Source organism: Streptococcus sp. HMSC067H01, from assembly GCF_001814775.1.
Taxonomy (GTDB): domain Bacteria; phylum Bacillota; class Bacilli; order Lactobacillales; family Streptococcaceae; genus Streptococcus.
Map to the genome: position 1 here is coordinate 126,851 of NZ_KV817781.1, position 24,841 is coordinate 151,691.

Consider the following 24,841-nt stretch of genomic DNA (forward strand, 5'->3'; position numbering starts at 1 on the left):
CCTTATTTACCTCCTTTAAGTTGTTTTCTTGGTTTGACAAAGCGTTCGATGATGTAATGAACACTGACAAAGAAGATAATTGAGGCTGTAACGATACTTACAAGCTCAGATGGCACTTGAGCAGCATTCATACCAGGTGCTCCAACTTGAAGTACTCCGAACAAGAAGGCTGCAAATAGAATTCCAATCGGTGAGTTTGCAGCAAGTAGACTTACCGCCATTCCGTTAAAGCCGATCGCCAATGATGAACCTTGGACATAAACGTTTTGGAAGGTCCCAAGTCCTTCTACTGCTCCACCTAGACCTGCAAGGGCACCTGAGATAATCATTGATAGGATGATGGTGCGTTTAGCTGAAATACCTGCATATTCAGAAGCATTTGGGTTCAAACCAACTGCACGAATTTCAAAACCTAGAGTTGTCTTTTTAAGCATGAACCAGATAACACCGACTGCAATGATAGCAAAGAAAATACCGATGTTCATACGAGAATTTCCTGTTAACTCAGCAAGCCATGGTGTCTGATAGGTTGCATTGGCACTGACACGAATGGATGAGTCAGTACTCTGCATAATATCTTTAGGGAAGTGGTGGATAAAGGCATTTCCCACATAAAGAACAATGTAGTTCATCATGATGGTAACAATAACCTCAGATGTTCCAAGATAAGCTCTAAGAACACCTGGAATCGCACCAACAATCCCCCCTGCAACTAGCGCAATGATAATGGTTGCGAGAATCAGCAAAGGACGTGGCATATCAGGATGAGTCAGGGCAAACCAGCCACTAAGAACCCAACCCGCGAGGGCTTGTCCTGGAAGACCAACGTTAAAGAAACCAGCACGACTTGCAACTGCAAACCCTAGAGCGATCAAGACTAACGGACCCATAGCACGGAAAATTTCACCGATACCACGAACACTACCAAAGGCCGTATAGAACAATTCTTCATAGCCCCAGATGGCATCATAGCCAAAAATCCACATGACGATGGCTCCAAGCAAGATTCCAAGGAAAACAGAAATCAAGGGAACCGAAATTTGTTGTAATTTTTTAGACATCACTCTTCTCCTTTTCCAAGTTACCACCAGCCATCAAGACACCAAGCTCTTGCTTGTTGGTTGTTTCTGGTGTCACAAGCCCTTGAATCTTACCATCGTGGATAACGGCAATTCTATCAGAGACATTTAAAATCTCATCCAACTCAAAGCTGACTACAAGGACAGCCTTACCATTATCACGTGCTTCAATCAAACGTTTGTGAATGTACTCAATGGCACCGACATCCAGACCACGAGTTGGTTGGCTGACGATAAGGAGATCAGGATCTCGATCAATTTCACGAGCGATAATCGCTTTTTGTTGATTTCCTCCTGAAAGTGCTGCTGCTGGTACTATCTCACTAGCGGCACGAACATCAAACTCTTCCATCAATTTTTTGGCATGAGAAATGATATTTGTGTAATTAAGAATTCCGTTCTTGCTAAGTGGTTCTTTGTAATAGGTTTGTAGAGCGATATTTTCTGAAATCATCATATCCAAAACCAAGCCATCACGATGGCGGTCTTCTGGAACGTGTCCCACACTCATTTCCGTGATTTGACGAGGATGTAAGCCAGAAATAGATTGACCTTTTAACTCTACGCTACCTGACTCGATTTTACGAAGTCCTGTGATAGCTTGGATCAATTCAGACTGACCATTCCCATCAATTCCGGCAATCCCAACAATCTCACCAGCTCGAACATCGAGAGAAAGATTTTTAACTGCTGGAACCCCACGGTTTTCATTGACTACTAAATCTTTGATAGATAGTACAACTTCTTTTGGTTGAGCTGGCTGTTTCTCAGTTTTGAAGGAAACCGAACGCCCAACCATCATTTCTGCTAGGTCAGCATTGGTTGCACCAACAATCTCAACAGTCTCGATAGATTTACCACGACGGATAACTGTAACACGGTCAGACACAGCACGAATCTCATCTAACTTGTGAGTGATGAGGATGATTGATTTGCCTTCCTTAACTAGGTTCTTCATGATAGCCATCAACTCATCGATTTCTGATGGTGTTAAAACAGCAGTCGGTTCGTCAAAGATAAGAATGTCTGCTCCACGATAGAGAGTTTTCAAAATCTCAACGCGTTGTTGAGCTCCGACAGAGATATCTGCTACCTTAGCAGAGGGATCTACCGCCAAACCATAGCGTTCAGACAATTCATTGATTTCTCGAGTTGCGCGAGCAATATCTAGCACACCGTTTTTGGTCAATTCACTTCCCAAAATGATATTTTCAGCAACTGTGAAGGCCTCAACCAACATAAAGTGTTGGTGAACCATCCCAATCCCTAGACTAGCAGCTTTCGACGGTGAATCCAGTTTAACAACCTGTCCATTTACTACAATTTCACCACTAGTTGGTTCAAGTAGCCCCGCTAGCATATTCATAAGCGTGGACTTACCTGCTCCGTTTTCTCCTAAAAGTGCATGAATCTCACCTTTGCGAAGTTCTAGGTTGATCTTGTCGTTAGCGACAAATTCACCAAAAACTTTGGTAATTTCACGCATCTCAATGACATTTTCGTGTGCCATGTGCTCTTCCTTTCAGAATTTTATTTTATTTCAATAAAACTTGTTAAAATGAAATCTTAACAAGCTCTATTGAGACAAAATCAATTTGCTCCAATTCTTAAAGAAGCGGCCCAAGGCCGCTTCCTAAGAAATGACTTCCTTTATTTATTTTTCAGGAACTTTGATGCTACCATCAAGGATTTTAGCTTTAGCTTCTTCAACAGCTTTCTTAGCTTCTTCAGTAAGGTTTGTTACTGCCAAGTCAACACCTTTATCTTTCAATGAATAAACGATAACTTGACCACCAGGGAATTCACCTTTTTCTGCTTTGTTAGAAAGGTCTTGAACTGTTGTTCCAACTTGTTTCAAAGTAGAAGCAAGTACAAAGTTTGATTCTTTACCATCTTTAGAAGTGTATTTACCTTCTTCTGCTTGGTCACGGTCTACACCAAGAACCCAAACTTTTTCGTCTTCATTTTTGCTTTCGTTGATAGATTTAGCTTCTGAGAAGACACCTGCACCAGTACCACCAGCCACTTGGTAAACTACGTCTGCACCAGCTGCATATTGTGCTGCTGCAATTGTTTTACCTTTAGCTGCGTCACCAAATGATCCAGCATAGTCTACTTGAACCTTGATTGATGAGTCAACAGAGGCAACACCTGCTTTGAAACCTGCTTCAAAACGTGAAATAACTTCAGATTCCATACCACCTACAAAACCAATTTGTTTAGTTTTTGTAGTTTTAGCTGCTGCAACACCTGCAAGGTAAGCTGCTTCGTTATCTGCGAAAGTAACACTAGCAACGTTCTTTTGGTCCTTGATAACATCGTCGATCAAAACGTAGTTCAAGTCTGCGTGTTCTTTTGCTGCTTCTTCAACAGCGTTGTGAAGGGCAAAACCAACACCGAAAATCAAATTGTAGCTTCCCGCTGCTTGGTTCAAGTTGTTAGCGTAGTCAGCTTCACTTGTTGATTGGAAGTAAGTGTAACCATTGTCTTTTGAAAGGTTGTGTTCTTTACCCCAAGCTTGAAGACCTTCCCAAGCTGATTGGTTGAATGATTTATCATCAACACCACCAGTATCTGTAACGATAGCTGCTTTAGTCTTCACATCAGAAGAAGAAGCTGCATTACGAGAAGAGCGATTACCACATGCAGCAAGTCCAAATGCTGCTACTGCAACTAGACCAAGGCCTAGCCATTGTTTCTTGTTCATTACTGAACCTCCTAAATAAGATGCGCAACGAAGTTGCAAGTATGGATTGATTGGTCACAAGGACCCTTGCCACTCAGAGAGTGACACAGACTATTTCAAGTCTGTAAATGAGTATGGAAGTAATTCCCCGACCGTCATCTCGACCGTCGATTTATCTTTGGCAACTAAAGTCACCTTTAGATCTGGTTTAAAAAATTCGACCATAACTTGGCGACAAGCTCCGCAAGGAGAAATAGGTTTCTCAGTTTGACCATAGACAATCAATTCTGAAAACTCACGTTGTCCTTCAGAGACAGCTTTAAAAATGGCTGTTCTCTCACCACAGTTGGTCAAGGGGTAGCTAGCATTTTCAATATTGCATCCTGTATATACACTTCCGTCCTTAGCAACCAGAACGGCACCAATTGGAAAATGTGAATAGGGTACATAGGCGTTTTTACTAGTCTCAATCGCTAAGTCAATCAACTCAGTAGTCGCCATCTGCTAACTCTCCTTTTAAGATTGCTACACCAGAAGATGTTCCGATACGAGTAGCTCCAGCTTCAACAAAGGCTACTGCATCTGCATAAGAACGTGCGCCTCCAGCAGCCTTAACCCCCATATCAGGTCCAACTGTCTGGCGCATTAATTGAACATCTGGCAAAGTCGCTCCACCTGTTGAGAAACCTGTTGACGTCTTGACAAAGTCTGCTCCTGCTTTCTGGGCTAGCTGGCAAGCCAGAACTTTTTCCTCATCAGTTAATAAACAAGCCTCGATAATAACCTTAACGAGTTTGTCTTCGCTTGCTTCAACAACTGCTCGAATATCTGACTCAACTAATGCAGCATTTCCTGATTTGAGTGCACCAACATTGATAACCATATCAATTTCGTCAGCACCATTTTGGATAGCTTCTTTGGTTTCATAAGCCTTGACAGCTGAAGTTGTAGCTCCAAGAGGGAAGCCTACTACTGTACAAACCTTGACATCAGTATCTACGAGTGCAGTTTTTGCATGCGAAACCCAGCAAGGATTGACACAAACACTGGCAAAATCAAAGTCTTTAGCTTCAGATAACAAACGATCAATTTGTTCTTCTGTTGCATCTTGCTTTAAAAGCGTATGATCAATGTATTTATTTAGTTTCATTTCGTTTTTTCCTTAAATTAGGAGATAATTTCAATGATTTCACGCGTTTTGATCGCTTCATCACTTATCTTAATTTTAACATAATTTTGGAAATCTGTAACTAGTTCCGGAGAAATTTTCCCATTTGTATATACTTTTGCGACAATTTCACCCTGTTTGACCGAATCTCCCACTTTCTTCTCAAAAACGATACCTGTCTCATAGTCAAGGGCATCTGTTTTAACGGCACGACCAGCACCCAATCTCATGGCAAAAAGACCAAACTCCATAGCTGGAAGTTCTGCGATAATACCATCCTCCTGAGCAGGAATGTCAACTACATGGTCAACTTTTACTGAACGATAGAGGTCTTCTAGGTCTCCACCCTGAGCTAGAACCATCTCTTCAAATTTCTTGAGAGCCTTACCGTTTTCAAGATGTTGCCTTACTTCCTCGACAGTTTTTTCAACATTTGCTAAAGATAGCATAATCTGGGCTAGCTCGCAGATAAAGTGGCTAATATCTTGACGTCCTTTACCTTGAAGAATTTCTAGTGCTTCTAGGATTTCTAAACGGTTACCAATGGCGCGTCCCAAAGGTTGACTCATATCTGTAATAACTGCTACTGTCTTACGACCTACAGCCTTACCAAGGTTTACCATGGTTTGAGCAAGTTGGCGTGCCTCGTCAACTGTTTTCATAAATGCGCCTTCACCGACTGTTACATCAAGTAAGATAGCATCAGCTCCAGCAGCAATCTTTTTACTCATAACAGAGCTAGCAATCAAAGGAATGGTATCAACCGTTGCCGTCACATCACGAAGGGCATAGAGTAACTTATCCGCTTTGACCAATTGATCAGACTGACCAATAACTGAGACCCCAATATCTTGAACTTGTTTGATAAAGTCATCCTGACTTCGTTCAATCTGAAAACCTTTGATGGATTCTAATTTATCGATAGTACCACCAGTGTGGCCTAAGCCCCTACCGCTCATCTTAGCCACTGGGACATCAAAACTGGCTACCAAGGGTGCTAGAATTAAAGTTACCTTGTCACCAACACCGCCCGTAGAGTGTTTATCGACCTTGACACCATCTATAGCTGACAAATCAAACTCCTGACCTGTCTTAACCATATTCATGGTTAAATCAGAAATTTCTCTCGTGGTCATTCCTTGGAAGTAAACTGCCATGGCAAAAGCCGACATTTGGTAGTCAGGAACAGTTCCTGCCACATAGCCTTCAATCAACCATTGGATTTCGTTCGAACTAAGTTCTTGCCCGTCTCTTTTTTTCTGGATTAGATCTACTGCTCTCATTCTTTCACACTTCTAAGGATATAATATCCCTTATCTTTTTTTACAATCTCGCAATTGCCAAATACATCTTCCATCTTACTTTTGGCACTAGGAGCTCCTTGTTTCTTTTGGATGACAATAGTCAAATCTCCACCGTCTACTAAAAAGTCTATACTTTTTTCGATGATTTCGTGAACTACTTGCTTGCCTGCACGTATGGGCGGATTCGAAATGACATGGTTAAATTGTCCTTCTACCTGCTCATAAATATTAGACTGGAAAATAGTCGCTTGAACCTTGTTTTTTACTGCATTTTGCTGGGCTAAATCCAGGGCACGGTTATTGATATCCACCATAGTCGCCTGGGCATCATAAGCCTTAACCAAAGACAAGCCTATTGGACCGTAGCCACAACCAACATCAAGAATTTTTTCACCTTTTTCAACATCAAGGCATCTTAACAACAACTGACTTCCGAAGTCAATCATTTTTTTACTAAAGACACCAGCATCTGTTAAAAAGGTCATCTTTTGCCCAAGGAGCTCAACTCTAAGTTCGTGAACATCATGAGCTGCATCTGGATTTTCTGCATAATACATTTTACTCATAGTTCTATTTTACCACAAAAATAAGTTATTTGTAAATCGTTTTCAAAGGTATCAAGCCCTTAAATCATGTTGTATTTCCACAAAAATAATATAAGTTCTGATTAGCATTAGGGCCCTAGTAAAAAGCTCCCTACTGCCATGGTAATCGGAAAAGCAAAGATACAAGCTAAACCAAAAAAGAAGAGCCACCACTTTCTTTCAAAGAATGCTAGCACAAGGTAGCCAAGACCTATGAGGGGCAATAAAATAAAAAGGACAAAAATAGTCCAGTTATAGGAGTGAAGTCCGATAGAAAAGGAAAAATTAATCCAGTTTGGTGATAACCATAAGACAACTACAAACAGACTGATCAAAACCAAGATCTTATCTCTTAATCTCGTTTTCATCTTAGCACCTCCTTTATAGGTTTTCCCACTTATATTTTAACAAAGAAAGTGCTTTTTCTCAAATGGTCGGATGTCATTCTTTCCAAAATATGGTATACTAAGATATCAAACGAGGATATAGTATGACCAACGAATTTTTACATTTTGAAAAGATAAACCGCGAAACTTGGCAATCCTTGCATCGCAAAACAACTCCTCCCTTGACCGAGGAAGAATTAGATTCCATTAAGAGTTTCAATGACCAGATTAGCCTACAAGATGTTACTGATATCTATCTGCCACTAGCACATCTGATTCAGATTTACAAACGTTCCAAAGAAGACCTTGCCTTTTCAAAAGGTATTTTCCTTCAAAGAGAGAGCAAAGAACAACCTTTCATTATCGGAGTTTCAGGAAGCGTTGCGGTAGGTAAGTCAACTACTAGTCGTCTCTTGCAAATTTTGCTTTCTCGTATCGTTCCTGGAGCAAGTGTTGAACTGGTTACTACGGATGGTTTTTTATACCCAAATAGTGTCTTAATTGAGCAAGATATTCTCAATCGCAAGGGCTTTCCCGAGAGCTACGACATGGAAGCTTTGCTTAATTTCCTGGACCAACTCAAAAATGGGCAGGATGTTGATATCCCTGTTTATTCCCATGAAATCTATGATATTGTCCCTGGTCGAAAACAACGAGTAGAAGCCGCTGATTTTGTCATTGTTGAGGGAATCAACGTATTCCAAAATCCCCATAATGCCCGTCTCTATATTACTGATTTCTTTGACTTTTCAATCTATGTTGATGCCGCAGTCGAGGATATTGAAAGCTGGTATTTGGATCGTTTCTTAAAACTTTTGAGCTTTGCTCAGGATGATCCAGGCAGCTATTACTACCGTTTCACTCAACTTCCTCTTAGTGAAGTCAAGGATTTTGCCCACCAAGTTTGGACCAGTATCAACCTAACCAATCTCCAGAATTACATTGAACCGACACGAAATCGTGCCGAGGTCATTCTCCATAAATCTAAAAATCACGAAATTGATGAAATTTACTTAAAAAAATAATTTTCCCTTGTCAAAACGTAAGTTTTCAGATATAATGGTATAGTTAGTAAAAATGGAGGTAAGAACATTGGCAAACATTAAATCAGCTATCAAACGCGCTGAATTGAACGTTAAACAAAACGAAAAAAACTCAGCTCAAAAATCAGCTATGCGTACTGCTATCAAAGCTTTTGAAGCAAACCCATCTGAAGAACTTTACCGTGCTGCCAGCTCAGCTATCGATAAAGCAGAAACTAAAGGTTTGATCCACAAAAACAAAGCTAGCCGTGATAAAGCACGTCTTGCAGCTAAACTTGGTTAATCATTAACTGCATACAAAATGAGCTCCTCGGAGCTTTTTTTGTGCACATTTTCTGGAGGTTATTATGAAAATAGCTATCATTGGATATTCTGGATCAGGCAAATCCACTCTGGCAGAAAAACTAGCTAATCACTACTCTATCCCCAAACTTCATATGGATACTCTCCAATTTCAGCCAGGGTGGCAAGATAGTGACCGTGACTGGATGCATAACGAAATGAAAACTTTTCTAGTCAAAAACAAAAACTGGGTCATTGATGGCAACTACTCTTGGTGTTGCTATGAAGAAAGGATGGAGCAAGCTGACCAGATCATCTTTTTAAACTTCTCTGCTTGGAATTGTCTGCTAAGAGCCTTTAAGCGATATTTAAAGTACAGAGGAAAAGTGAGAGAAAGTATGGCAGCGGGATGCCCCGAGCAATTCAATTGGGAATTTATCCGTTGGATTCTCTGGGATGGACGTACAAAAAATGCTAAGGAAAGATACCAATACTTAAACAATACTTACCCAGAAAAGATGAGCATTCTCCATTCTCAAGCAGAGATTGATTGTTTTTTGCGATCTTTAAAAAAGTAAACAATATAGTAGCATTTCATTAAAATCAGCATGTACTGATTGACTAAAAAAGGAAGATTTTCATCCAGAAAATCTTCCTTTTTTCCTTTTATTCAACAATTAAAAATAACTCGAGCAATTTATAAATCAACAATAAAATTCCTCTAGAAATGAAGAGAATCTTGTTCATAGTTTCTGAGTTCGTGATACAAAAAAACTGAAGGAAGTATAGTTCTACTTCTTTCAGTTTTTTATTGTCTCAATTTAGAAAAAACTTCTCCAATCTTCCCTTCGATAACTAAATCAGCTTGGCTATCTTGAGGAGTGCTGGACTTGTTGATAACGACAAGATTTGATCCTGAAAAATAATTGATTAGGCTAGCTGCAGGGTAAACAACTAAGGAAGTTCCACCAATGATCAACAAATCTGCTTGCTGAATGGCTCGAGCTGCTCTACTAAATACATCCATATCTAGCGCTTCCTCATAAAGGGTCACATCAGGTTTGACCACCTTGCCACAATCTAAGCAGTGGGGAACTGGACCTTCAAGTGCCAAAAATGCATTCAAATCATAAAAGCGATGACAGCCCAAACAGTAATTACGATCTGCACTACCATGCAGTTTCAAAACTTTTTCAGAACCCGCCATTTCATGCAAGCTATCAATATTTTGCGTCACAATCGCCTTTAATTTACCTGTTTTTTCCAACGATGCTAGATAATCATGTGCTAAATTCGGCTTGGCATCTGGATAGAGGAGATACTTTTTGTAGAAGTCAAAAAAATCCTCTGGATAGCGTTCAAACATAGTGCGTGAAACCAGTTGCTCGGCAGTAAAATGGCGACCTAGTTTCAAACTATATATACCATCTGAACTACGAAAATCTGGAATATTAGACTCTGTAGAAACCCCTGCACCACCGAAAAAGACAATTCTCTGACTTTGATCAATAATACCTTGTAGTTGTTCAATTTTATCCATTTTGTACTCCTAGGAATTTTCAAGTTAAAAAGTTGAAAGCCTTGACTTCTTGTCAACTTGGCTTCCAACTTCATTTGATTATGATTTAGATATTAAACTGACTAGTCTCGTTCCTTTGACACAATTAGGCTTTCTTCAATTTCCTTATTCTTACCTATTTCAGGATTGATTCATTGTTGGTGGTTATCATTTTGAGAACAAGAGAAATCATTCTGAATATAGCCTACCTTTAGTCAGCAATCAATGTTTCCAAACCAACCTTCATCATATCAGTGAAGGTGTTTTGACGTTCTTCTGCTGTAGTGTCCTCATCTGGATTGACCAAACTATCTGAAATAGTCATGATAGCAAGGGCATCAACATGATGTTGAGCTGCAAGATAATACAGCGCTGCCGCTTCCATTTCCACCGCTTTTACTCCCCACTTACCAAGCTCAATGTTCTTTTCAAAGTAGTTTGAATAAAAGACATCAGATGACAAAACGTTCCCAACGTGGGTTGTCATACCGAGATTTTTGGCAATATGATAAGCCTTATCTAGCAAATCAAAGCTAGCAATTTGAGGAAAATCATACATAGGCCAGTCGTTGCGGATGATGTTTGAATTGGTAGCAGCGGCTTGTGCTAAAACTAATTCACGAACATGGACATCTTCATTCAAAGAACCAGCAGTTCCCACACGGATTAATTTCTTCACTCCGTAGTCGACAATCAACTCGCGCGCATAAATAGAGATGGATGGCATCCCCATTCCTGTTCCCATAACAGATATACGGTGACCCTTGTAAGTACCAGTGTAACCAAACATGTTACGCACTTCGTTAAAACAAACAGCATCTTCAAGGAAATTTTCCGCAATAAACTTAGCACGAAGAGGATCCCCAGGAAGAAGAATTTTATCAGCAATTTCACCTTGCTTAGCAGCAATATGGATAGACATAATTTATGATACAAAGAGCGACCAGAAAGCGACTGAAAATTAGGAATCTGACGAGAAATCCTGATTTCTCAGTCAGATTATCTATTTTCCGAGCTTTCCGCTCGTGTTCAAATTAGAACACACGCTCTACCTTTCTTTTTTATTAATAGGACAGGCGACGGAGAACAAAGTAAAAATAGGAAACTGACGACGCATCGCAGATGCTAGACAGTTTATCTTTTTTACACAGTTCTCCGCCCGTATTCAGTTCAGCAAATACGGTTAACCCATCCTTTCTTTATTAAATGATATTGATTATAAATTTAAAATATATTTTGGATTAGAAAAACTAGAGTATTCTTATTAATTTTCTATTATCCTTGTCTTTGGTCGTAAGTATTTCTCCCAAGGGATTCGGTCCAGCATTTTAGCAAAACCAAATGCCAAGTAAGCAGTCACCAAAAGAAAAGGTATAGCCTCAAATGACTGACCAGTGAACCCCATTACCAATCCACTTGCAGATAGGGGTGCCTTCAAGGTCACAGATAAAAAGCAAACCGAACCTAATAGTAAGACTGCTGGCTGGTTGCCACTACCTAAAATCATGGTCAAGAGTGCAGCTCCTGCCATCCCCAAGGCAAAAGATGGGGTCAAGATACCACCATAGGCACCTGCCCAAAGGGTGACTAAAACGACCAAGGCTTTCAAGACAAATAAGAGGATTACCGTCTTGGCATTACTGCCGTTTAAAATTTCCTGAGCCATCATACGCCCATTACCAAGTAGATGAGGCAAATGGCTAGCCAATCCAACAAGGAAAAGGAATGTTACAGGCAGAGTATAGAGTATCCGCTTGTCCTTTATTCTCTTTAAAGAAGCTTGTTTGTTGAAGCGACTAAAAAGCCAAGCGAGTGGAGTCAGAAAAAGAACTAATAAGGGAACAAGCCACATATCACCTAGTGGCCAAGTCAGAGCTGGAATCTGGTAGAGAGCATGATCTGAAACAACAAAGCCTGCTGTAAAGGCTGATACATATGTAGTCAGACCGACCAAGAAAAAACGTTTGACAGATAAAGCAATTCCCAAGGTTTCAAAAACGAAAAACACACTCGTTAACGGAACCTGATAGACAGCCGCTAAACCCGCACCAGCTCCACAGGCAATGAGAAAGATTTGGTCCTTCACGGAGAGAGAAAAAATATTGGCAATAGGTCTTGCAAATAAAGCTCCAATCTCCCGCGGCGCAGCTTCCTTACCGATAGGCGCTCCTCCTCCAACTGCAACAATCTGCCAAATTGAATGAACTAGCTGTTTAAAAAAATAAAGTTTGTATTGTGATGTTTCATCCTTCATCTGCGCTTTGATGGAAAAAATCTTTGCTTTTCTTTGCAAGAAATACCAGACCAAGGCAGAACTGACACCCACGATGATTAAACTGAAGCCTATTCGTGATGAGGCAACACCATCTGTCAAGAATCCAGTGTTATGCTCTGTCTGACCAAAAGCAATCCCTTCAACCAGCTCTAAAAGATAATGGAGCAAAATTCCGAATATGCCTGAAACTAGCCCTAGCATGATGACCGCTAGGACTAATTTGAGGTTATATGGGATCTTCTGAAGGCTACCCCTCAACTCTTGTAACATGATTACAATTCAGCAAGAATCGCTTTTAGCAAGCCTTTGAAGTCGCCTTTGACGCGTTCTGTCACTTCCACAACTTCTTCGTGGTTGAGTTCTTCTTGGAAACCAGCAGCATGGTTAGTGATACATGAAATTCCTAGAACTTTCAAGCCTGAGTGGGCTGCCACAATAACTTCAGGAACAGTAGACATACCAACTGCATCCGCTCCCAATGTTTTATAGGCACGGATTTCAGCTGGAGTTTCATAAGTTGGACCTGTCACACCGATATAAACCCCATCATCCAGTTTAATGCCCAATTTGTCTGCTACTTGATGAGCAGTCTCACGGTATTCTGGAGTGTAGGCTTTCGACATATCAGGGAAACGTGGACCAAAGTCATCCAAGTTTTCACCAATCAATGGGTTTTGACCAGTCATGTTGATGTGGTCAGTAATAGCCATCAAGGTACCAGGACCGAAGCCGATACCTCCAGCAGCGTTGGTTACAATTACACCTTCGCAGCCCAAGACTTTCATAACACGGACAGGGAAAGTCACAACTTCAAGAGGATTTCCTTCGTAGAAGTGGAAACGACCTTGAAGAGCTAAGACTTTACGTCCAGCAAGATCACCATAGACCAATTTACCAGCATGTCCGACTACTGTGGATTGACCCCAGTTTGGAATGTCAGAGTAGTCTACTACGACTGCATTTTCGATTTCTTCAGCCAATTCTCCAAGACCTGAACCAAGGATCAAACCGAACTCAGGAGCTTCGATTCCTTTGCCCTTCAAAAATGCTGCTGTTTCATTGATTTTTGCTAATAATGTCATTGTCTATCTCCTTTTTTTATGTTTTAAAAATTGACCAATTTTGTCAAAGGTATTAGCGTTACGAATGGTAATATTGCGATAGAAAGGCATCTTAAGCAAGTGCTTGTGATAGGCTGTTTTAGAGTAGCTAGCTTCTAACAATTTACCCCAGAAGATCCCTAATTTCCCAAAATGAAGCACTTCATCGACCAGTTCCAAACTGTTCACTTTCTCGATGACTTGATCCACATCCAAGCCCTCAGTGTAAAAGAGCACATCTTTTCGAGCCATCTCATGATTCCACCAATCAGGAAGATTTCTAAGCTCCTCTTCGTAGTCTTCTTGACTTAACAAGGAAAAATATCGGATAAATGGATAATGTTCTTTAAAGAAATCCTGTAGACTGTCAACCAACTGAGTTCTAGGCATGCTAGTATCAAAGAAAATATTCCCACTATTGATGTAGGTTTCAACATTTTCTAATCCCAACCCTGTCAATTCTTGACGAAGCTGGGCCATGACTACCTTATTCTTTCCACCGACATTGATACCTCTAACCAGTAATGCAAAGCGAATCATCTTAAACTAATTGATCTAAGAAGCTTTCACCGATCATGGCTTTATCAACACCAAAGTTCTCTGCAATCGTTGCTGAGATGTCAGCGAAGTGTCCAACTGGAATTAATCCATTGCCTTTAAAGGATGGACTGTATGCCAAAAGTGGAATATATTCACGAGTATGGTCAGTACCAGCATAGGTTGGGTCATTTCCGTGGTCAGCAGTAATCAAAAGAAGATCATCTTCTCTCATAGCTGCCATAATTTCTGGCAAGCGCTCATCAAACTCATGCAAACAATCACGATAGCCGTGTGGATCACGACGGTGTCCATATAAAGCATCAAAGTCTACCAAGTTGGTAAATGAGAATCCTTTTTCAAACTCAGGTAGTCCCATTGTTTTGACCAAGGTATCCATACCGTGGCTATTTGATTTGTTGTGGCCCATATCGTGGTTGATACCAGCACCGTTGAAGATATCGTTAATCTTACCAACTGCATATGTATCAATACCGGCTTCATTCAATTTGTCCAATACAGTTGGAGCAAATGGAGATACAGCCAAGTCACGACGGTTAGCCGTACGAGTGAAGTTTCCAGGCTCACCAACATAAGGACGGGCAATGATACGACCAAGAAGAGCTGGACGCTCTAAAGTAATCGAACGAGCGTATTCACAGATACGGTAGAGTTCATCCAAAGGAATGATGTCTTCGTGAGCTGCGATTTGAAGAACTGGGTCAGCTGATGTATAGATAATCAACTCGCCAGTTTCCATTTGACGTGGTCCGAAATCATCGATGACAGCTGTTCCTGAGTATGGTTTGTTGGCTTCACGAATAACCTTACGTCCTGAAAATTCTTCGATTTTTGTCAAGATTTCTTCTGGGAATCCATTCCAGAAAGTATCAAACGGTTCTGTAATATTAAGACCCATGATTTCCCAGTGACCTGTCATGGTATCTTTTCCAAGAGAGACTTCTTCTAACTTCGTAGCGTAACCAGTTGGATTGCTCTCAGCTGGAACAGTCTTCAAGGCTTGTTCACGAAGAATATTTCCAAGACCAAGTTTTGCCATATTTGGAACATTCAAACCTACTGATTTTGAAATGTGTCCAAGCGTGTCTGATGCACCGTCAGGAACACCAGCGTTGACAAAGTTATGAGCATCTGGTGCTGCACCAATTCCTACAGAATCGAGTACCATCAAGTGAATACGTTTAAATTTTGACATCATTTGCCTCCTTTATTTCCCTTTTGTTGAAGTTAAAACCTGAACGCCAGCTTGTCCTGCAACGATCACTTTATCAACCATTTGATTAAATAAACCGTGCTCAACAACACCAACCTGAAGATCCAATTGACGACCAAAAGCGATCGGATCTTCAATAACACCTAAATCAAGGTCAATGATGAAATTTTTCATATCCGTCACAAAGCGTTGGCCATCTTTTTCACGAAAACTTGGCTTATAACCAGCTTTTTCAAAACGACGGAAAACCTGTTCTGCTCCGTATTGGACAACTTCGACAGGTAGTTTGAAAGCGCCCAGTTTCTCAACCATCTTGCTCTCATCTACCACCCAGATATACTGTTTAGTTGGTGTCGCAACTACTTTTTCCATTAGAAGTGCGCCACCACCTCCTTTGATACCATTAAACTGACGATCCACCTCATCAGCTCCATCAACAGTCACATCAACTTCATCCACCTCATCAATAGACTTAAGCGGTATATTCAATCCTTGTGCCTGTTTTGTCGTTACGCTCGAGGTCGTTACGGCTGTAATTTGAAGTCCTTCCTCCTTGATTCTACGACCAATCTCCTCTACGAAATAATAGGCAGTCGAGCCTGTTCCAAGTCCTACAACCATTCCATCGGTTACGAACTCAGCAGCCTTGATGCCTGCTATTTTTTTCAGATTTTCCACTTAAACACCTCCAAACAAAAAGCTACTTCTATTATAACATGAATACGCTTTAAATTCATCCTTGCACTAGAAAAACCCGAACATTTTATTTCGGGTTTCTGATTCTTATTTAACCATGTCAGGATCGTAGTCATAAAATCCTGTGTCAAGGAAACGATTTTTGGGATGGAGTTTACGGACTTGCTCGTCCAACAAGAAGGCTTGGTCATGAGTAAAGCTTCCCTCTTGAATCAAGCTACGGGCTTGGATGAAGAGTTTTGCAATTTCTACAAAATTTTGACCTGGAGTGTAGAGACCTTCCAGTTTCCAGTGGGTAAATCCATGTTCTACTAGTTCTGTCAATTTGGTCATCAAATCAAGGTCATTGTTAGCAAAGATATGAGTTCCATGATTGTCTTCAAAAATTGAGTAGTGACTATCTGGATCACTAGGCTCTGCTAAGAAGAGGTTGCGTTGACGTGTTTTTTCATCATCAATCTGAGTAAAATTATAATAGTTTTGCAAGAGTGGACGCTTAGAGTGGTGGATGACACTAGCACCGTAAACCAAAACTTCAGCAGGAATTTCCAAAATTTCAGGCATTTTAAAGAGTTCAGCTGATGGAATTTCACGAGCCAATACTGCCTCAGAAGCGCCAGCCTTTTGTCCCCAGAAATTAATCTGACGGCTGCTTGTGACCATGGTTGAGGCATCATAGATGGTTTTAAAAGAATAACCCTCACGATTGACAACATAAAAGACACCCGCATCTCCAACAGTAATATAGTCCGTTTTGATTTCTTCTAAAAAGTCCAAGAAGGGCTTGATACGGTCCATCATGTCTTGGTGCATAAGAGCATTAACCGCAACGATTAATTCCTTACCTGCCTCATGAACAATTTTTGCGATTTCACGCAATTCTTCATGACTAAAGGTAGTTGGCAAACGAAGACCAAAATCTTTCTCACCGACATGAATGCGGTCGACACCAGCTTCAAGTAGCTGTTTTACTTGTTCAATACTTTCAGCAGTTGCTGTAATGATAATCTTTTCCATAAGGAAAATTATACCACATTTCTGCAAAATCAGCTATTCCCTAAAATGATAAATTTACTTATTATTTTTGTAACCTTACTGTAATAATTTTTTTCTTGAAAAATGGTAAAATGAAAGAGTACTGTTAAGGAGAGAATCATGCCCGTAAGAAAATATCAACCGTATGAGTTTGAAGAAGAGGAAACTCAAACAGCGCTCTATCAAGACTATGTTCCAGAAACCACTTCTGTCGCTAGTGTAAAGGAAGTTCTATTTTTTGTAAACATTGCTTGTTTTTGCGTCTTTTTAGCCTTGTTTAGCTTTATCTTTTTAGCCCTCAAGTTCAACACAGTTCTGGCTTTTAGTCTAGCCATTGCTTTGAGTTTGGTAGCTCTAAAGTTCCAACGTTCTATGATTAAGAAGAAATTTTATTAGAATCAAATAGGTCGGGATAAAAATCCCGACCTATTTTTTGTTTAACACGATGGCTATATGGCTGTGACTAGAGAAGCGATACTTGGTCTATCACATTCTAAGTCATAGCCTTTTCTTATTTACTTTTTCGTTTAGATGGTGTTTGAATTGAGATTTTTACTTCAAAAATAGTACCATGAGGTTTGTTATCTTTGACACTGATGGTCCCTTTAAGAGCATCGACAATCTGTTTGGCTAAGGATAAGCCTAACCCAAAGCCACCTTTTTGGCGAGTACGAGCCTTGTCAACTCGATAAAAGCGATCAAAAATTTTCTTTTTATCTACTGCAGAAATACCGATTCCATCATCAGCCACTGACAAATAGAGATTACGCTCTGTCGCAGCGATGACAAAATAAATAACTCCTTCTTCTTCAGTATACTTGACAGCATTGTCAAACAAGATAGTCATCAGTTGCTTAAGAAGAAGCTTGTCTGTTATGATGGTCCGATGAATACGATTTTCAAAATGAAAAACGCGGTTATTTTCAGATGCAATCATCTCATAGTTGGTAAAGGTTGTGTTAAAGAAGTCTGGCTGCACTTCTCCTAGTTCAGGATTGATACCATCATCACGACGGGCTAGATTAAGAAGATTGGTTGTTAAAAAGCGCATGTTCCGAACTTCTTCTAAACTAGAAGCAATACTCTCGCTTGATTCCAAAATGGTAGCCTCAGGCTTTCGAAAAAGAGTTTCCAAGCGGTTTTGAAGAACAGCAAGTGGAGTACGTAGCTCATGACTGGCATTTTCGACAAAACTCTGCTGCTTCTGCATACTTTCAAGCAAGGGTTTGACACTAACGCGAGCAAGATAAAGACTAGCTATGAGTGATAAAATCCAGAAGCTGGCCATGACTACTACGATTAACTGCTCATGATTTTGACTGATTTGTTCCAGCTGACTGGTATTAATCAAAACAGCTGCATACTTAATATTGGTCGAGACAGATTCAATATTCATCTCAGTCAGAATCACTCGATAAATCTCATCCTGCCCATAGCTATTCTGAACATGAAGCTGTCTAATGTGATTCAAATCCTTTTTATTAAATGTAACCCTATCAAGACCTAAAAAGCGATTTCCAGCTACTAGTTGATTTAAACTAGAGTCCAATAAAATTACTTCCGTATTAGAACTGACTGTAGGTTTGCTATTTGAAGGTGGCCCTACCGATTCACTATTCAAATCTTTTACATCTTCTGTCGCACGGTTGACAGCCAACTGGATAACATCCTGAGGATTAGCACTGAGTGACAATAGCTTCTCATCAACTGAGGTATAAAGACTCGAATGCATAACCTGCAAGATAATCAAGGTCATAGCGGAGAAAATCAGAGTAAATACTCCAAAGTTACGAATAAAGTAACTAAAATCCTCCTCATACCAATTCTTTTTAATTTTTTTAAACATGTTTTAAAATATACCCAACACTACGCAAGGTTTGGAGGTTTTCAGCAAAGACTGAGCCCTTTAATTTCTTACGAACTTTTGATACATAGACTTCTACCACGGAGATGGTTGTGTCACTGTCAAATCCCCACAAACGGTCAAAAATCTGTGTTTTGGGTAAGATAACATTTTGATTTTGGAGGAAATAAACCAAAAGATCAAATTCTTTACCCAATAATTCCACAACAGTATCATTGACTTTAACCTCATTGGTAGATAGATTGACAGTCAAATCACCATAAGAAAGAGTATTTTCGTTGAACTTACCAGAACGTTTGAGTAGCGCCTGAATACGCATCTTGAGTTCTTCTAGATAGAATGGTTTTGTTAGATAATCATCTGCCCCAAGCTCAAATCCATGACCTTTGTCATCGAGACTTTCCTTTGCTGTCATGATAAGAACTGGTGTCGAAACGCCTTTTTCACGTAATTCTTTTAAGACTTGGAAACCATTTTTTTCAGGCAACATCAAATCAAGCAGAATCAAATCATAAACGCCACTTTCAGCCTCATAGAGACCTTCTTCGCCATCAAAAACCTGCATGACATCCGCAAAATCATCCAGAAAGTCAAAGACTGAATTTGACAGGCCTAGGTCATCTTCCACTAATAGAATCTTGATCATCAAAAATTCCTCCTTATTACACCTATTATAGCAAAAATATCTTAAAAAAAACTCAACTTCCCTTGTTTTTTCAAGAGAAAGTTGAGTTTTTATAGCTTTTATAACCTTTGAATTTTAAGCATTTCCATATTGAGCAACAACTGCTTCAACTGCTGCTTTTTCACGCTTGATCAATTCAACGCGTGCTGCGATTTCCTTGATTCCCATACCGATGTTACGGCTAAGGGCAAGGTCAGAAAGTTGTGGCTCAAAGAAGGCCTTGTATTCTGTCAAGCGTTGCTCTGTCTTAAATACATGGGCAGGCAGAATAACAAAGCTATCAAAGCTCATATCTCCACCAAGAGCAGCCTTAATCCAATCCCAGTTTTCACGCGCCCAAGCCCAAACTGGTTCCTGAGTTTCCTTATGACCTAAGAACTGATAATACCATGCAGACAAATCTTGTGGTTTTACCACAAATTTGTCCTTCCAAGAAGCAATCAAGGTTTGGATATTATCCGTATCTGTACTGTAGGCAAGAGCAGCTGCCAATTGGCGTTTAAAGGCAGCATCTGTGGCATGAGTATAAAGATCGAGATAAGTTGCGACCAATTCCTTAGTCTCATGGTGTTTCATTTCATTGATGAGAATTTGTGAACGAATAGCTGCTGGAAGTCCTGAAAGATTATCCTTGTGGGCTTCGAAAATTTGGCTAGCAACTTGACTGGCTTCCTCGTCATTTGAACGAATCATCATGGAAATTGTCAATTGACGAACCAATTCATCTTCATCAGATTCACCCTCTTTAGCTTCAAAGCCAAGACGGTCATAGTTGTAACGAGCCAGTTTAGCAATAAGGGCTTTAAAGGCTTTTTCTGTCTCAGTTCCTTCATCGATAAAGCGATCAAGCGCTCCGATAACTTGTGAAACTGCTGAAACAACGAGATAAGATTCTTCTTTAGCCAATTGATCCACTACTGGAAGCAAGTCTGCGTACGAAATGTGCCCTGCTTCAGCAAGCAAACGACGTTCTTGGACGATTTGAAGTTTACTTGTGTTATCAAGTTCTACTAGGTCTGCAAGCACAGCATCAAGTAATTGACCTTGATAGTCTGTAATGTAGTGGGCTGTATTTTCAGTGTTGAAACGAAGTGCTCCTTCATTTTCAGCAAGAAGTGTTGCATAGCCAGGGATTTCGATACTTTCAGTTTCGAGAGTATCTGGTAGTCCTTTCCAGTTGCTGTTAAGTGGCACTACCCAAAGTCGGTTCTTGTCTTCATGCTCACCGATGAAGAATTGTTTTTGTGAGATCTTCAAAACATCATTTTCAACTGTGGCAGTAAGGACTGGATAACCAGGTTGCTCCAACCAAGAATCCATGAAGGCTGCTACATCACGACCAGATGCTTGTCCGAGAGCATTCCAAAGGTCACGACCAATGGTATTGCTGTATTGATGTTTTTCAAAGTAGGCATGCAAACCTTTGGCAAAATCGGCATCACCTAGCCAACGACGAAGCATGTGCATGAGACGACTTCCTTTGGCATAAACGATAGCTCCGTCAAATAGGGTATTGATTTCATCTGGGTGTTTAACTTCCACGTGAACAGACTGAACACCATCCGTCGCATCACGTTTCAAGGCAGACGGAACACCACCTGTTTGGAAATCTTCAAAGATATTCCAGCTTGGCTCAATGGCATCCACACAGACGTACTCCATCATGTTAGCGAAGCTTTCATTGAGCCAGAGGTCATCCCACCACTTCATAGTCACAAGGTTACCAAACCATTGGTGAGCCAATTCATGGGCCACAACAAGAGCAACTTGTTGACGACTGGCAAAAGTTGAGTTCTCATCCACAACCAAGTAAACTTCACGGTAGGTCACAAGACCCCAGTTTTCCATAGCTCCAGCTGAGAAGTCAGGAAGGGCGATGTGGAGAGATTGAGGAATCGGGTACTTAACTCCATAGTAATCTTCGTAAAACTCGATAGAGCGAACAGCGATATCCAGTGAGAAATCAAGGTTTGATAGTGGATGAGCTTTGGTTGAATAAACACCTACGAGGGTACCGTTTTTAGTTTTCGCTGTTACCCCTTGCAAATCACCTGCTACAAAGGCTAACAAGTAAGAAGACATGCGAGGTGTTGTCTCAAACTTCCAGATGCCTGTTTCCTTGCGGTTTTCCACATCAATCTCAGGCATGTTAGACAAGGCCAATTCACCTTCTGCTTGGTCAAAACGTAGAGAGAGGTCAAAAGTTGCTTTAGCTTCTGGCTCATCCACACATGGGAAGGCTTCGCGCGCAAAATGGCTCTCAAATTGAGTAGACAATACTTCCTTCTTCACTCCATCAACTGTGTAATAAGAAGGGTATATCCCTGTCATGTTGTCTGTAATTTTTCCTGAGAAAGCGATAGCCACTTCAACTTGACCAGCCTCAGCTAATTCGATATGAAGGGCTTCATTGTCATGATCAACTGTGAATGGGCGAGCTTCCCCTGAAACTTCTACAGAAGCGATTTCCAAGTCTTTTTGATGAAGGGAAATACGGTCACTCTGTGCTTGACCACTAATAGTCACCTTTCCTGAAAAAGTCTTAGTCTCACGACTCAAGTCTAAAAATAAATCATAATGTTCAGGAACAAATTGCTTAATAAAATGTTCAACTGCTTGCATAATTTTCTCCTATTCTAAGTTTAAGAGCTAGAGCTCTTCTTCAAACAAACTTATTATATCATGTTTTGCTTGAGAAAAAAGGATTGGACGGTGATTTCCAAAACTTTCTTCCGTCTAACAGCCTACAGTGGGTAGATCTTGCGAAATTCTTCTAAAACAACCTTACTGTCAGGTGTAAAAGTCAATCCTGCTTGACCCAAACAGTCTGTGAAAAAGTCCTCATGAACCTGGCGCCAATAGACTAGGGATTTGTCACCTTCACCTTCCTTAAAGGCATGTTGAGCAGAAACTTGATTGAAGGGCCGGACAGAAACCTTTGTAATTTCGACAATACAGACAGCCTGATTTTGACTATCTAAAATGATGTCAAAGGTACCTTCTTGCGGAAGGGGTTCGTCATCTAGTACGTAGAGGTCATAAGCCGACGCTGTTGCCGTCTTTTCACCTTTTAAAACCAAGTCTGCCAAGAAATCAGCTTCCATTCCAAAAGCCCAAGCGTCTATCTCATCACCGATAGAGGGGTTGATTTGCTTGTAGGCATTCCACATTTCTTGCGGTTTCATGGGTTGCTCCTTTGTATTTTTTTACTTTCTTCTTTTACACGTTTGAGATGGTCTGGATGGTCAATCTCTAAATTAAAAATCTCCGGAATAGAACTGTAGTGGATAATGCACTCAATCCCCATATGATTCATTTTTTGTATGAAAGAAGGATTCAGATAGCCTGCTACAGCGAAATCTATCTTTTTCATCCTTGCTTTATCCTGCATCTGTCTCAGCATTTCTAACATAATGGGACTTTCCATATCATGCCATTGACTGTTTCTTACAGTCGCAAAAATAAATGAAGTCAAATCATTCATTCCAACTACAATCTTTGAAATGCCCGTTTCCAGTATCCTGTCCAAGTCGAAATAAGCTGATGGTAATTCAATCATCGTGCCGACTTTCCCGGTAAAACCATACTGACGCAATACTCTAATAGCTTGTTTTAACTGTTCAGCATCATTCACAAAAGGAAAAATAAGAGACAGATTGGGATTGGTTTGATAAACTTCTGTAACGACATGTGCCTCAGCCTGAAATTCATCTGGACACGCCAATAAACGCCTAGTCCCTCTATATCCAAATAAGGGGTGGCGTTCGTCAAAATACTCTTTACTCCCGTCTAGACTATTTGCTTCTGCATTTGTTAACTCTGAAAAGCGATACCAGACTTCTTCATCTGAGTATAAATGGCAAATAGTGTCTAAATAATCTTTTACAAATTGCTGACAACTTGGTAACAGGATGTTTTGATTGAGCTCTCTCAACAAGTATTCGCCACGAATCATACCAACATGATGAAATAGTTGTGGGTAAATTTTTTCAACAATTCTTTCGCCACTAAGAGCCAGTTGATTTTGCATGTCCATTCACCTCGTCTTAAAAGATACAATATCAGATATCATTATATGACGCTTTCATCTAGTTCAAAAGCTTCATAAGGTTCAACTAACTCATATCCTAAAAATTCTGCTACTTTTTTGGAAGCCTCGTTATGAGCATCCCAAAGAGGAAACATATCTCTATTTAAACTCTCTAGAATCATTGCAACACCAAGCTTTTTAGCAAAGCCATTTCCTTGTTCGTTTGGTCTAGTTGCAACTTCCACTTCAACTGCTCCACGGTAAACTAACCCTGAGGAAATCCCAGCAATCAGTTCTTTATTTTTAAGAACCACAAAGCCAAATCCACCTTTTAAAGAAAAATCCTGATAGGACTCAAAATCTCCCTTTAAATCTTGTGACCATTCTTCCTCAGAAAGGCAGTTATAAATACGATTATCAATAGGTACAATATTGTAACCTTCCTCTATATGACTAACTAGATCATTTAGAAATTCAACTTGAAAATTTGCCTTATCCTTAAAAGAATAGCGAGTAAAAGAAATTAGCTCCACTTTCTGATGCAGAAAACCTTGCCAATTGGTATTTTCTGAAATAATAATCTTATAATCTAAACCATATTTCCTAACAAAATCTTCCCAAAATTTAGAATTTAGCTCCCCTGCTAGGTATAGAAAATTCCCAATATCATAAAAGCTCGTTGTCCTATCACTGTTTCGATAAACAGTCCCGATTTGAGATTTAAGACCATAGAGAACCATATATTTCTTCCATGTTTTAAATAGTTCCATTGTCCCTCTATTTTACTTTCCAATTCTTATAGCTTGTCATGTCCAATTCTGAAAATCCTCGTAACTCTGCCTTCACCTTCAATACTAAAGGCGAAGCATTGTCTGCAGTAATTTCTTCCAAATTCAACCAAATTGCCTTTGCTGAATCGTTACTTCCATCAATAACTTCTTGAGGAAGGGATTTATGAGGGCCTTCGAAATCAAGTTCTATATCATAAAATGCCATGATATGATGTACTGCGAAGTCTTGCCCCTCTTCTTGAACCATTACATCATAAATTCTAGAATTTGAATAACGGATAAGCGTATAGCCTGTCTCTTCCAAAACTTCTCTCTTGAGGGTTTCTGTCAAACCCTCACCGATTTCCTGACTACCACCAGGTAAATCAAAACGATGCTGATAAGGCCCTCTCGTTTTCTCAATACAAAGCAATTTACCGTCTTGAAAACAGACTCCGTATACACCAAAGTGATGTTTGATTTTCATTTTACACTCTTTCTAACAATCCAAGATTAAAAACTTAC

General features: G+C 40.1%; 27 protein-coding genes. 4 read left to right on the plus strand and 23 right to left on the minus strand.

The genetic code is table 11. The features are described 5' to 3' along the window. Nucleotides 1-2: 2 nt before the first annotated feature. From HMPREF2987_RS02005 to HMPREF2987_RS02040, 8 genes are all read right to left on the minus strand, one after another. The gene (locus HMPREF2987_RS02005) at nucleotides 3-1,061 is read right to left on the minus strand and encodes an ABC transporter permease (RefSeq protein ID WP_075229112.1); all 1,059 of its coding nucleotides are present in this window, start codon (nucleotides 1,059-1,061) and stop codon (nucleotides 3-5) included. After that, nucleotides 1,054-2,589, minus strand: a complete 1,536-nt coding sequence (locus HMPREF2987_RS02010; protein ID WP_075229113.1) for an ABC transporter ATP-binding protein — start codon at nucleotides 2,587-2,589, stop codon at nucleotides 1,054-1,056. The genes HMPREF2987_RS02005 and HMPREF2987_RS02010 overlap by 8 nt, the downstream gene beginning before the upstream one ends. A 144-nt stretch (nucleotides 2,590-2,733) precedes the next feature. Continuing rightward, nucleotides 2,734-3,786, minus strand: a complete 1,053-nt coding sequence (locus HMPREF2987_RS02015) for a BMP family lipoprotein (RefSeq protein ID WP_075229114.1) — start codon at nucleotides 3,784-3,786, stop codon at nucleotides 2,734-2,736. A gap of 90 nt (nucleotides 3,787-3,876) precedes the next feature. Then, on the minus strand, nucleotides 3,877-4,266 hold the full coding sequence (locus tag HMPREF2987_RS02020) for a cytidine deaminase (protein ID WP_075229115.1): 390 nt from the start codon (nucleotides 4,264-4,266) through the stop codon (nucleotides 3,877-3,879). Continuing rightward, nucleotides 4,253-4,915: a deoxyribose-phosphate aldolase gene (gene deoC, locus HMPREF2987_RS02025; protein ID WP_075229116.1), complete on the minus strand. Its 663-nt coding sequence runs from the start codon at nucleotides 4,913-4,915 to the stop codon at nucleotides 4,253-4,255. The genes HMPREF2987_RS02020 and deoC overlap by 14 nt, the downstream gene beginning before the upstream one ends. Nucleotides 4,916-4,932: 17 nt before the next feature. Then, nucleotides 4,933-6,216 (minus strand): pyrimidine-nucleoside phosphorylase, encoded by a 1,284-nt coding sequence (locus HMPREF2987_RS02030; protein ID WP_075229117.1) that lies wholly within the window; start codon nucleotides 6,214-6,216, stop codon nucleotides 4,933-4,935. After that, a complete protein-coding gene (locus tag HMPREF2987_RS02035) occupies nucleotides 6,213-6,803 on the minus strand; it encodes a class I SAM-dependent methyltransferase (RefSeq protein WP_142995334.1) in 591 nt (196 codons plus the stop codon). The genes HMPREF2987_RS02030 and HMPREF2987_RS02035 overlap by 4 nt, the downstream gene beginning before the upstream one ends. 107 nt (nucleotides 6,804-6,910) lie before the next feature. Beyond that, the gene (locus HMPREF2987_RS02040) at nucleotides 6,911-7,189 is read right to left on the minus strand and encodes a 1,4-dihydroxy-2-naphthoate prenyltransferase (protein ID WP_075229119.1); all 279 of its coding nucleotides are present in this window, start codon (nucleotides 7,187-7,189) and stop codon (nucleotides 6,911-6,913) included. A 122-nt stretch (nucleotides 7,190-7,311) separates the two neighbouring features. Between HMPREF2987_RS02040 and coaA the strand changes: the two genes are divergently transcribed. The 3 genes from coaA to HMPREF2987_RS02055 all read left to right on the plus strand — a co-directional run bounded on the left by coaA (nucleotide 7,312) and on the right by HMPREF2987_RS02055 (nucleotide 9,110). Continuing rightward, nucleotides 7,312-8,232 carry a type I pantothenate kinase gene (gene coaA, locus HMPREF2987_RS02045; protein ID WP_075229120.1) on the plus strand — a complete coding sequence of 307 codons (921 nt, stop codon included), beginning with the start codon at nucleotides 7,312-7,314 and terminating at the stop codon, nucleotides 8,230-8,232. A 52-nt stretch (nucleotides 8,233-8,284) separates the two neighbouring features. Next, the gene (gene rpsT, locus HMPREF2987_RS02050; RefSeq protein WP_029689628.1) at nucleotides 8,285-8,533 is read left to right on the plus strand and encodes a 30S ribosomal protein S20; all 249 of its coding nucleotides are present in this window, start codon (nucleotides 8,285-8,287) and stop codon (nucleotides 8,531-8,533) included. 64 nt (nucleotides 8,534-8,597) lie between these two features. Next, nucleotides 8,598-9,110: a DNA topology modulation protein gene (locus HMPREF2987_RS02055; RefSeq protein WP_075229121.1), complete on the plus strand. Its 513-nt coding sequence runs from the start codon at nucleotides 8,598-8,600 to the stop codon at nucleotides 9,108-9,110. A gap of 230 nt (nucleotides 9,111-9,340) precedes the next feature. On the opposite strand, the gene HMPREF2987_RS02060 is transcribed toward HMPREF2987_RS02055, so the two are convergent. The 8 genes from HMPREF2987_RS02060 to HMPREF2987_RS02095 all read right to left on the minus strand — a co-directional run bounded on the left by HMPREF2987_RS02060 (nucleotide 9,341) and on the right by HMPREF2987_RS02095 (nucleotide 16,949). Continuing rightward, nucleotides 9,341-10,072, minus strand: a complete 732-nt coding sequence (locus HMPREF2987_RS02060; RefSeq protein ID WP_075229122.1) for an NAD-dependent protein deacylase — start codon at nucleotides 10,070-10,072, stop codon at nucleotides 9,341-9,343. Between the two features lie 229 nt (nucleotides 10,073-10,301). After that, the gene (gene deoD, locus HMPREF2987_RS02065; protein ID WP_075229123.1) at nucleotides 10,302-11,012 is read right to left on the minus strand and encodes a purine-nucleoside phosphorylase; all 711 of its coding nucleotides are present in this window, start codon (nucleotides 11,010-11,012) and stop codon (nucleotides 10,302-10,304) included. Nucleotides 11,013-11,354: 342 nt separating this feature from the next. After that, nucleotides 11,355-12,635: a chloride channel protein gene (locus HMPREF2987_RS02070; protein ID WP_075229124.1), complete on the minus strand. Its 1,281-nt coding sequence runs from the start codon at nucleotides 12,633-12,635 to the stop codon at nucleotides 11,355-11,357. A gap of 2 nt (nucleotides 12,636-12,637) precedes the next feature. After that, the gene (locus tag HMPREF2987_RS02075; protein WP_075229125.1) at nucleotides 12,638-13,447 is read right to left on the minus strand and encodes a purine-nucleoside phosphorylase; all 810 of its coding nucleotides are present in this window, start codon (nucleotides 13,445-13,447) and stop codon (nucleotides 12,638-12,640) included. 3 nt (nucleotides 13,448-13,450) lie between these two features. Then, on the minus strand, nucleotides 13,451-14,005 hold the full coding sequence (locus HMPREF2987_RS02080; RefSeq protein ID WP_075229126.1) for a DUF1697 domain-containing protein: 555 nt from the start codon (nucleotides 14,003-14,005) through the stop codon (nucleotides 13,451-13,453). 1 nt (nucleotide 14,006) lies between these two features. After that, nucleotides 14,007-15,218: a phosphopentomutase gene (locus HMPREF2987_RS02085; RefSeq protein ID WP_075229127.1), complete on the minus strand. Its 1,212-nt coding sequence runs from the start codon at nucleotides 15,216-15,218 to the stop codon at nucleotides 14,007-14,009. A gap of 12 nt (nucleotides 15,219-15,230) precedes the next feature. Further along, nucleotides 15,231-15,914, minus strand: coding sequence for a ribose-5-phosphate isomerase RpiA (rpiA, locus tag HMPREF2987_RS02090; RefSeq protein ID WP_075227727.1), 684 nt, complete (start codon nucleotides 15,912-15,914; stop codon nucleotides 15,231-15,233). Between the two features lie 105 nt (nucleotides 15,915-16,019). After that, nucleotides 16,020-16,949, minus strand: coding sequence for a peptidase U32 family protein (locus HMPREF2987_RS02095; RefSeq protein WP_075229128.1), 930 nt, complete (start codon nucleotides 16,947-16,949; stop codon nucleotides 16,020-16,022). A gap of 138 nt (nucleotides 16,950-17,087) precedes the next feature. On the opposite strand from HMPREF2987_RS02095, the gene HMPREF2987_RS02100 reads away from it, so the two are divergent. Next, nucleotides 17,088-17,363 (plus strand): DUF3270 family protein, encoded by a 276-nt coding sequence (locus tag HMPREF2987_RS02100; RefSeq protein ID WP_075229129.1) that lies wholly within the window; start codon nucleotides 17,088-17,090, stop codon nucleotides 17,361-17,363. Between the two features lie 115 nt (nucleotides 17,364-17,478). On the opposite strand, the gene HMPREF2987_RS02105 is transcribed toward HMPREF2987_RS02100, so the two are convergent. From HMPREF2987_RS02105 to HMPREF2987_RS02135, 7 genes are all read right to left on the minus strand, one after another. After that, the gene (locus tag HMPREF2987_RS02105; RefSeq protein WP_075229130.1) at nucleotides 17,479-18,813 is read right to left on the minus strand and encodes a sensor histidine kinase; all 1,335 of its coding nucleotides are present in this window, start codon (nucleotides 18,811-18,813) and stop codon (nucleotides 17,479-17,481) included. Further along, nucleotides 18,806-19,477: a response regulator transcription factor gene (locus HMPREF2987_RS02110; RefSeq protein ID WP_075229131.1), complete on the minus strand. Its 672-nt coding sequence runs from the start codon at nucleotides 19,475-19,477 to the stop codon at nucleotides 18,806-18,808. The genes HMPREF2987_RS02105 and HMPREF2987_RS02110 overlap by 8 nt, the downstream gene beginning before the upstream one ends. Nucleotides 19,478-19,591: 114 nt before the next feature. Further along, on the minus strand, nucleotides 19,592-22,138 hold the full coding sequence (locus HMPREF2987_RS02115) for a M1 family metallopeptidase (protein WP_075229132.1): 2,547 nt from the start codon (nucleotides 22,136-22,138) through the stop codon (nucleotides 19,592-19,594). A gap of 122 nt (nucleotides 22,139-22,260) precedes the next feature. Then, the gene (locus HMPREF2987_RS02120; RefSeq protein WP_075229133.1) at nucleotides 22,261-22,701 is read right to left on the minus strand and encodes an ASCH domain-containing protein; all 441 of its coding nucleotides are present in this window, start codon (nucleotides 22,699-22,701) and stop codon (nucleotides 22,261-22,263) included. Beyond that, complete coding sequence (locus HMPREF2987_RS02125) at nucleotides 22,698-23,546, minus strand: putative PEP-binding protein (protein WP_142995335.1); 849 nt, start codon at nucleotides 23,544-23,546, stop codon at nucleotides 22,698-22,700. Before HMPREF2987_RS02125 ends, HMPREF2987_RS02120 begins: the two co-directional genes overlap by 4 nt. A gap of 41 nt (nucleotides 23,547-23,587) precedes the next feature. Further along, nucleotides 23,588-24,316, minus strand: a complete 729-nt coding sequence (locus tag HMPREF2987_RS02130) for a GNAT family N-acetyltransferase (protein WP_075229134.1) — start codon at nucleotides 24,314-24,316, stop codon at nucleotides 23,588-23,590. Nucleotides 24,317-24,323: 7 nt separating this feature from the next. Beyond that, entirely contained in the window at nucleotides 24,324-24,803 is a 480-nt protein-coding gene (locus HMPREF2987_RS02135) for an NUDIX hydrolase (RefSeq protein ID WP_075229135.1), read from the minus strand. Nucleotides 24,804-24,841: the final 38 nt, after the last annotated feature.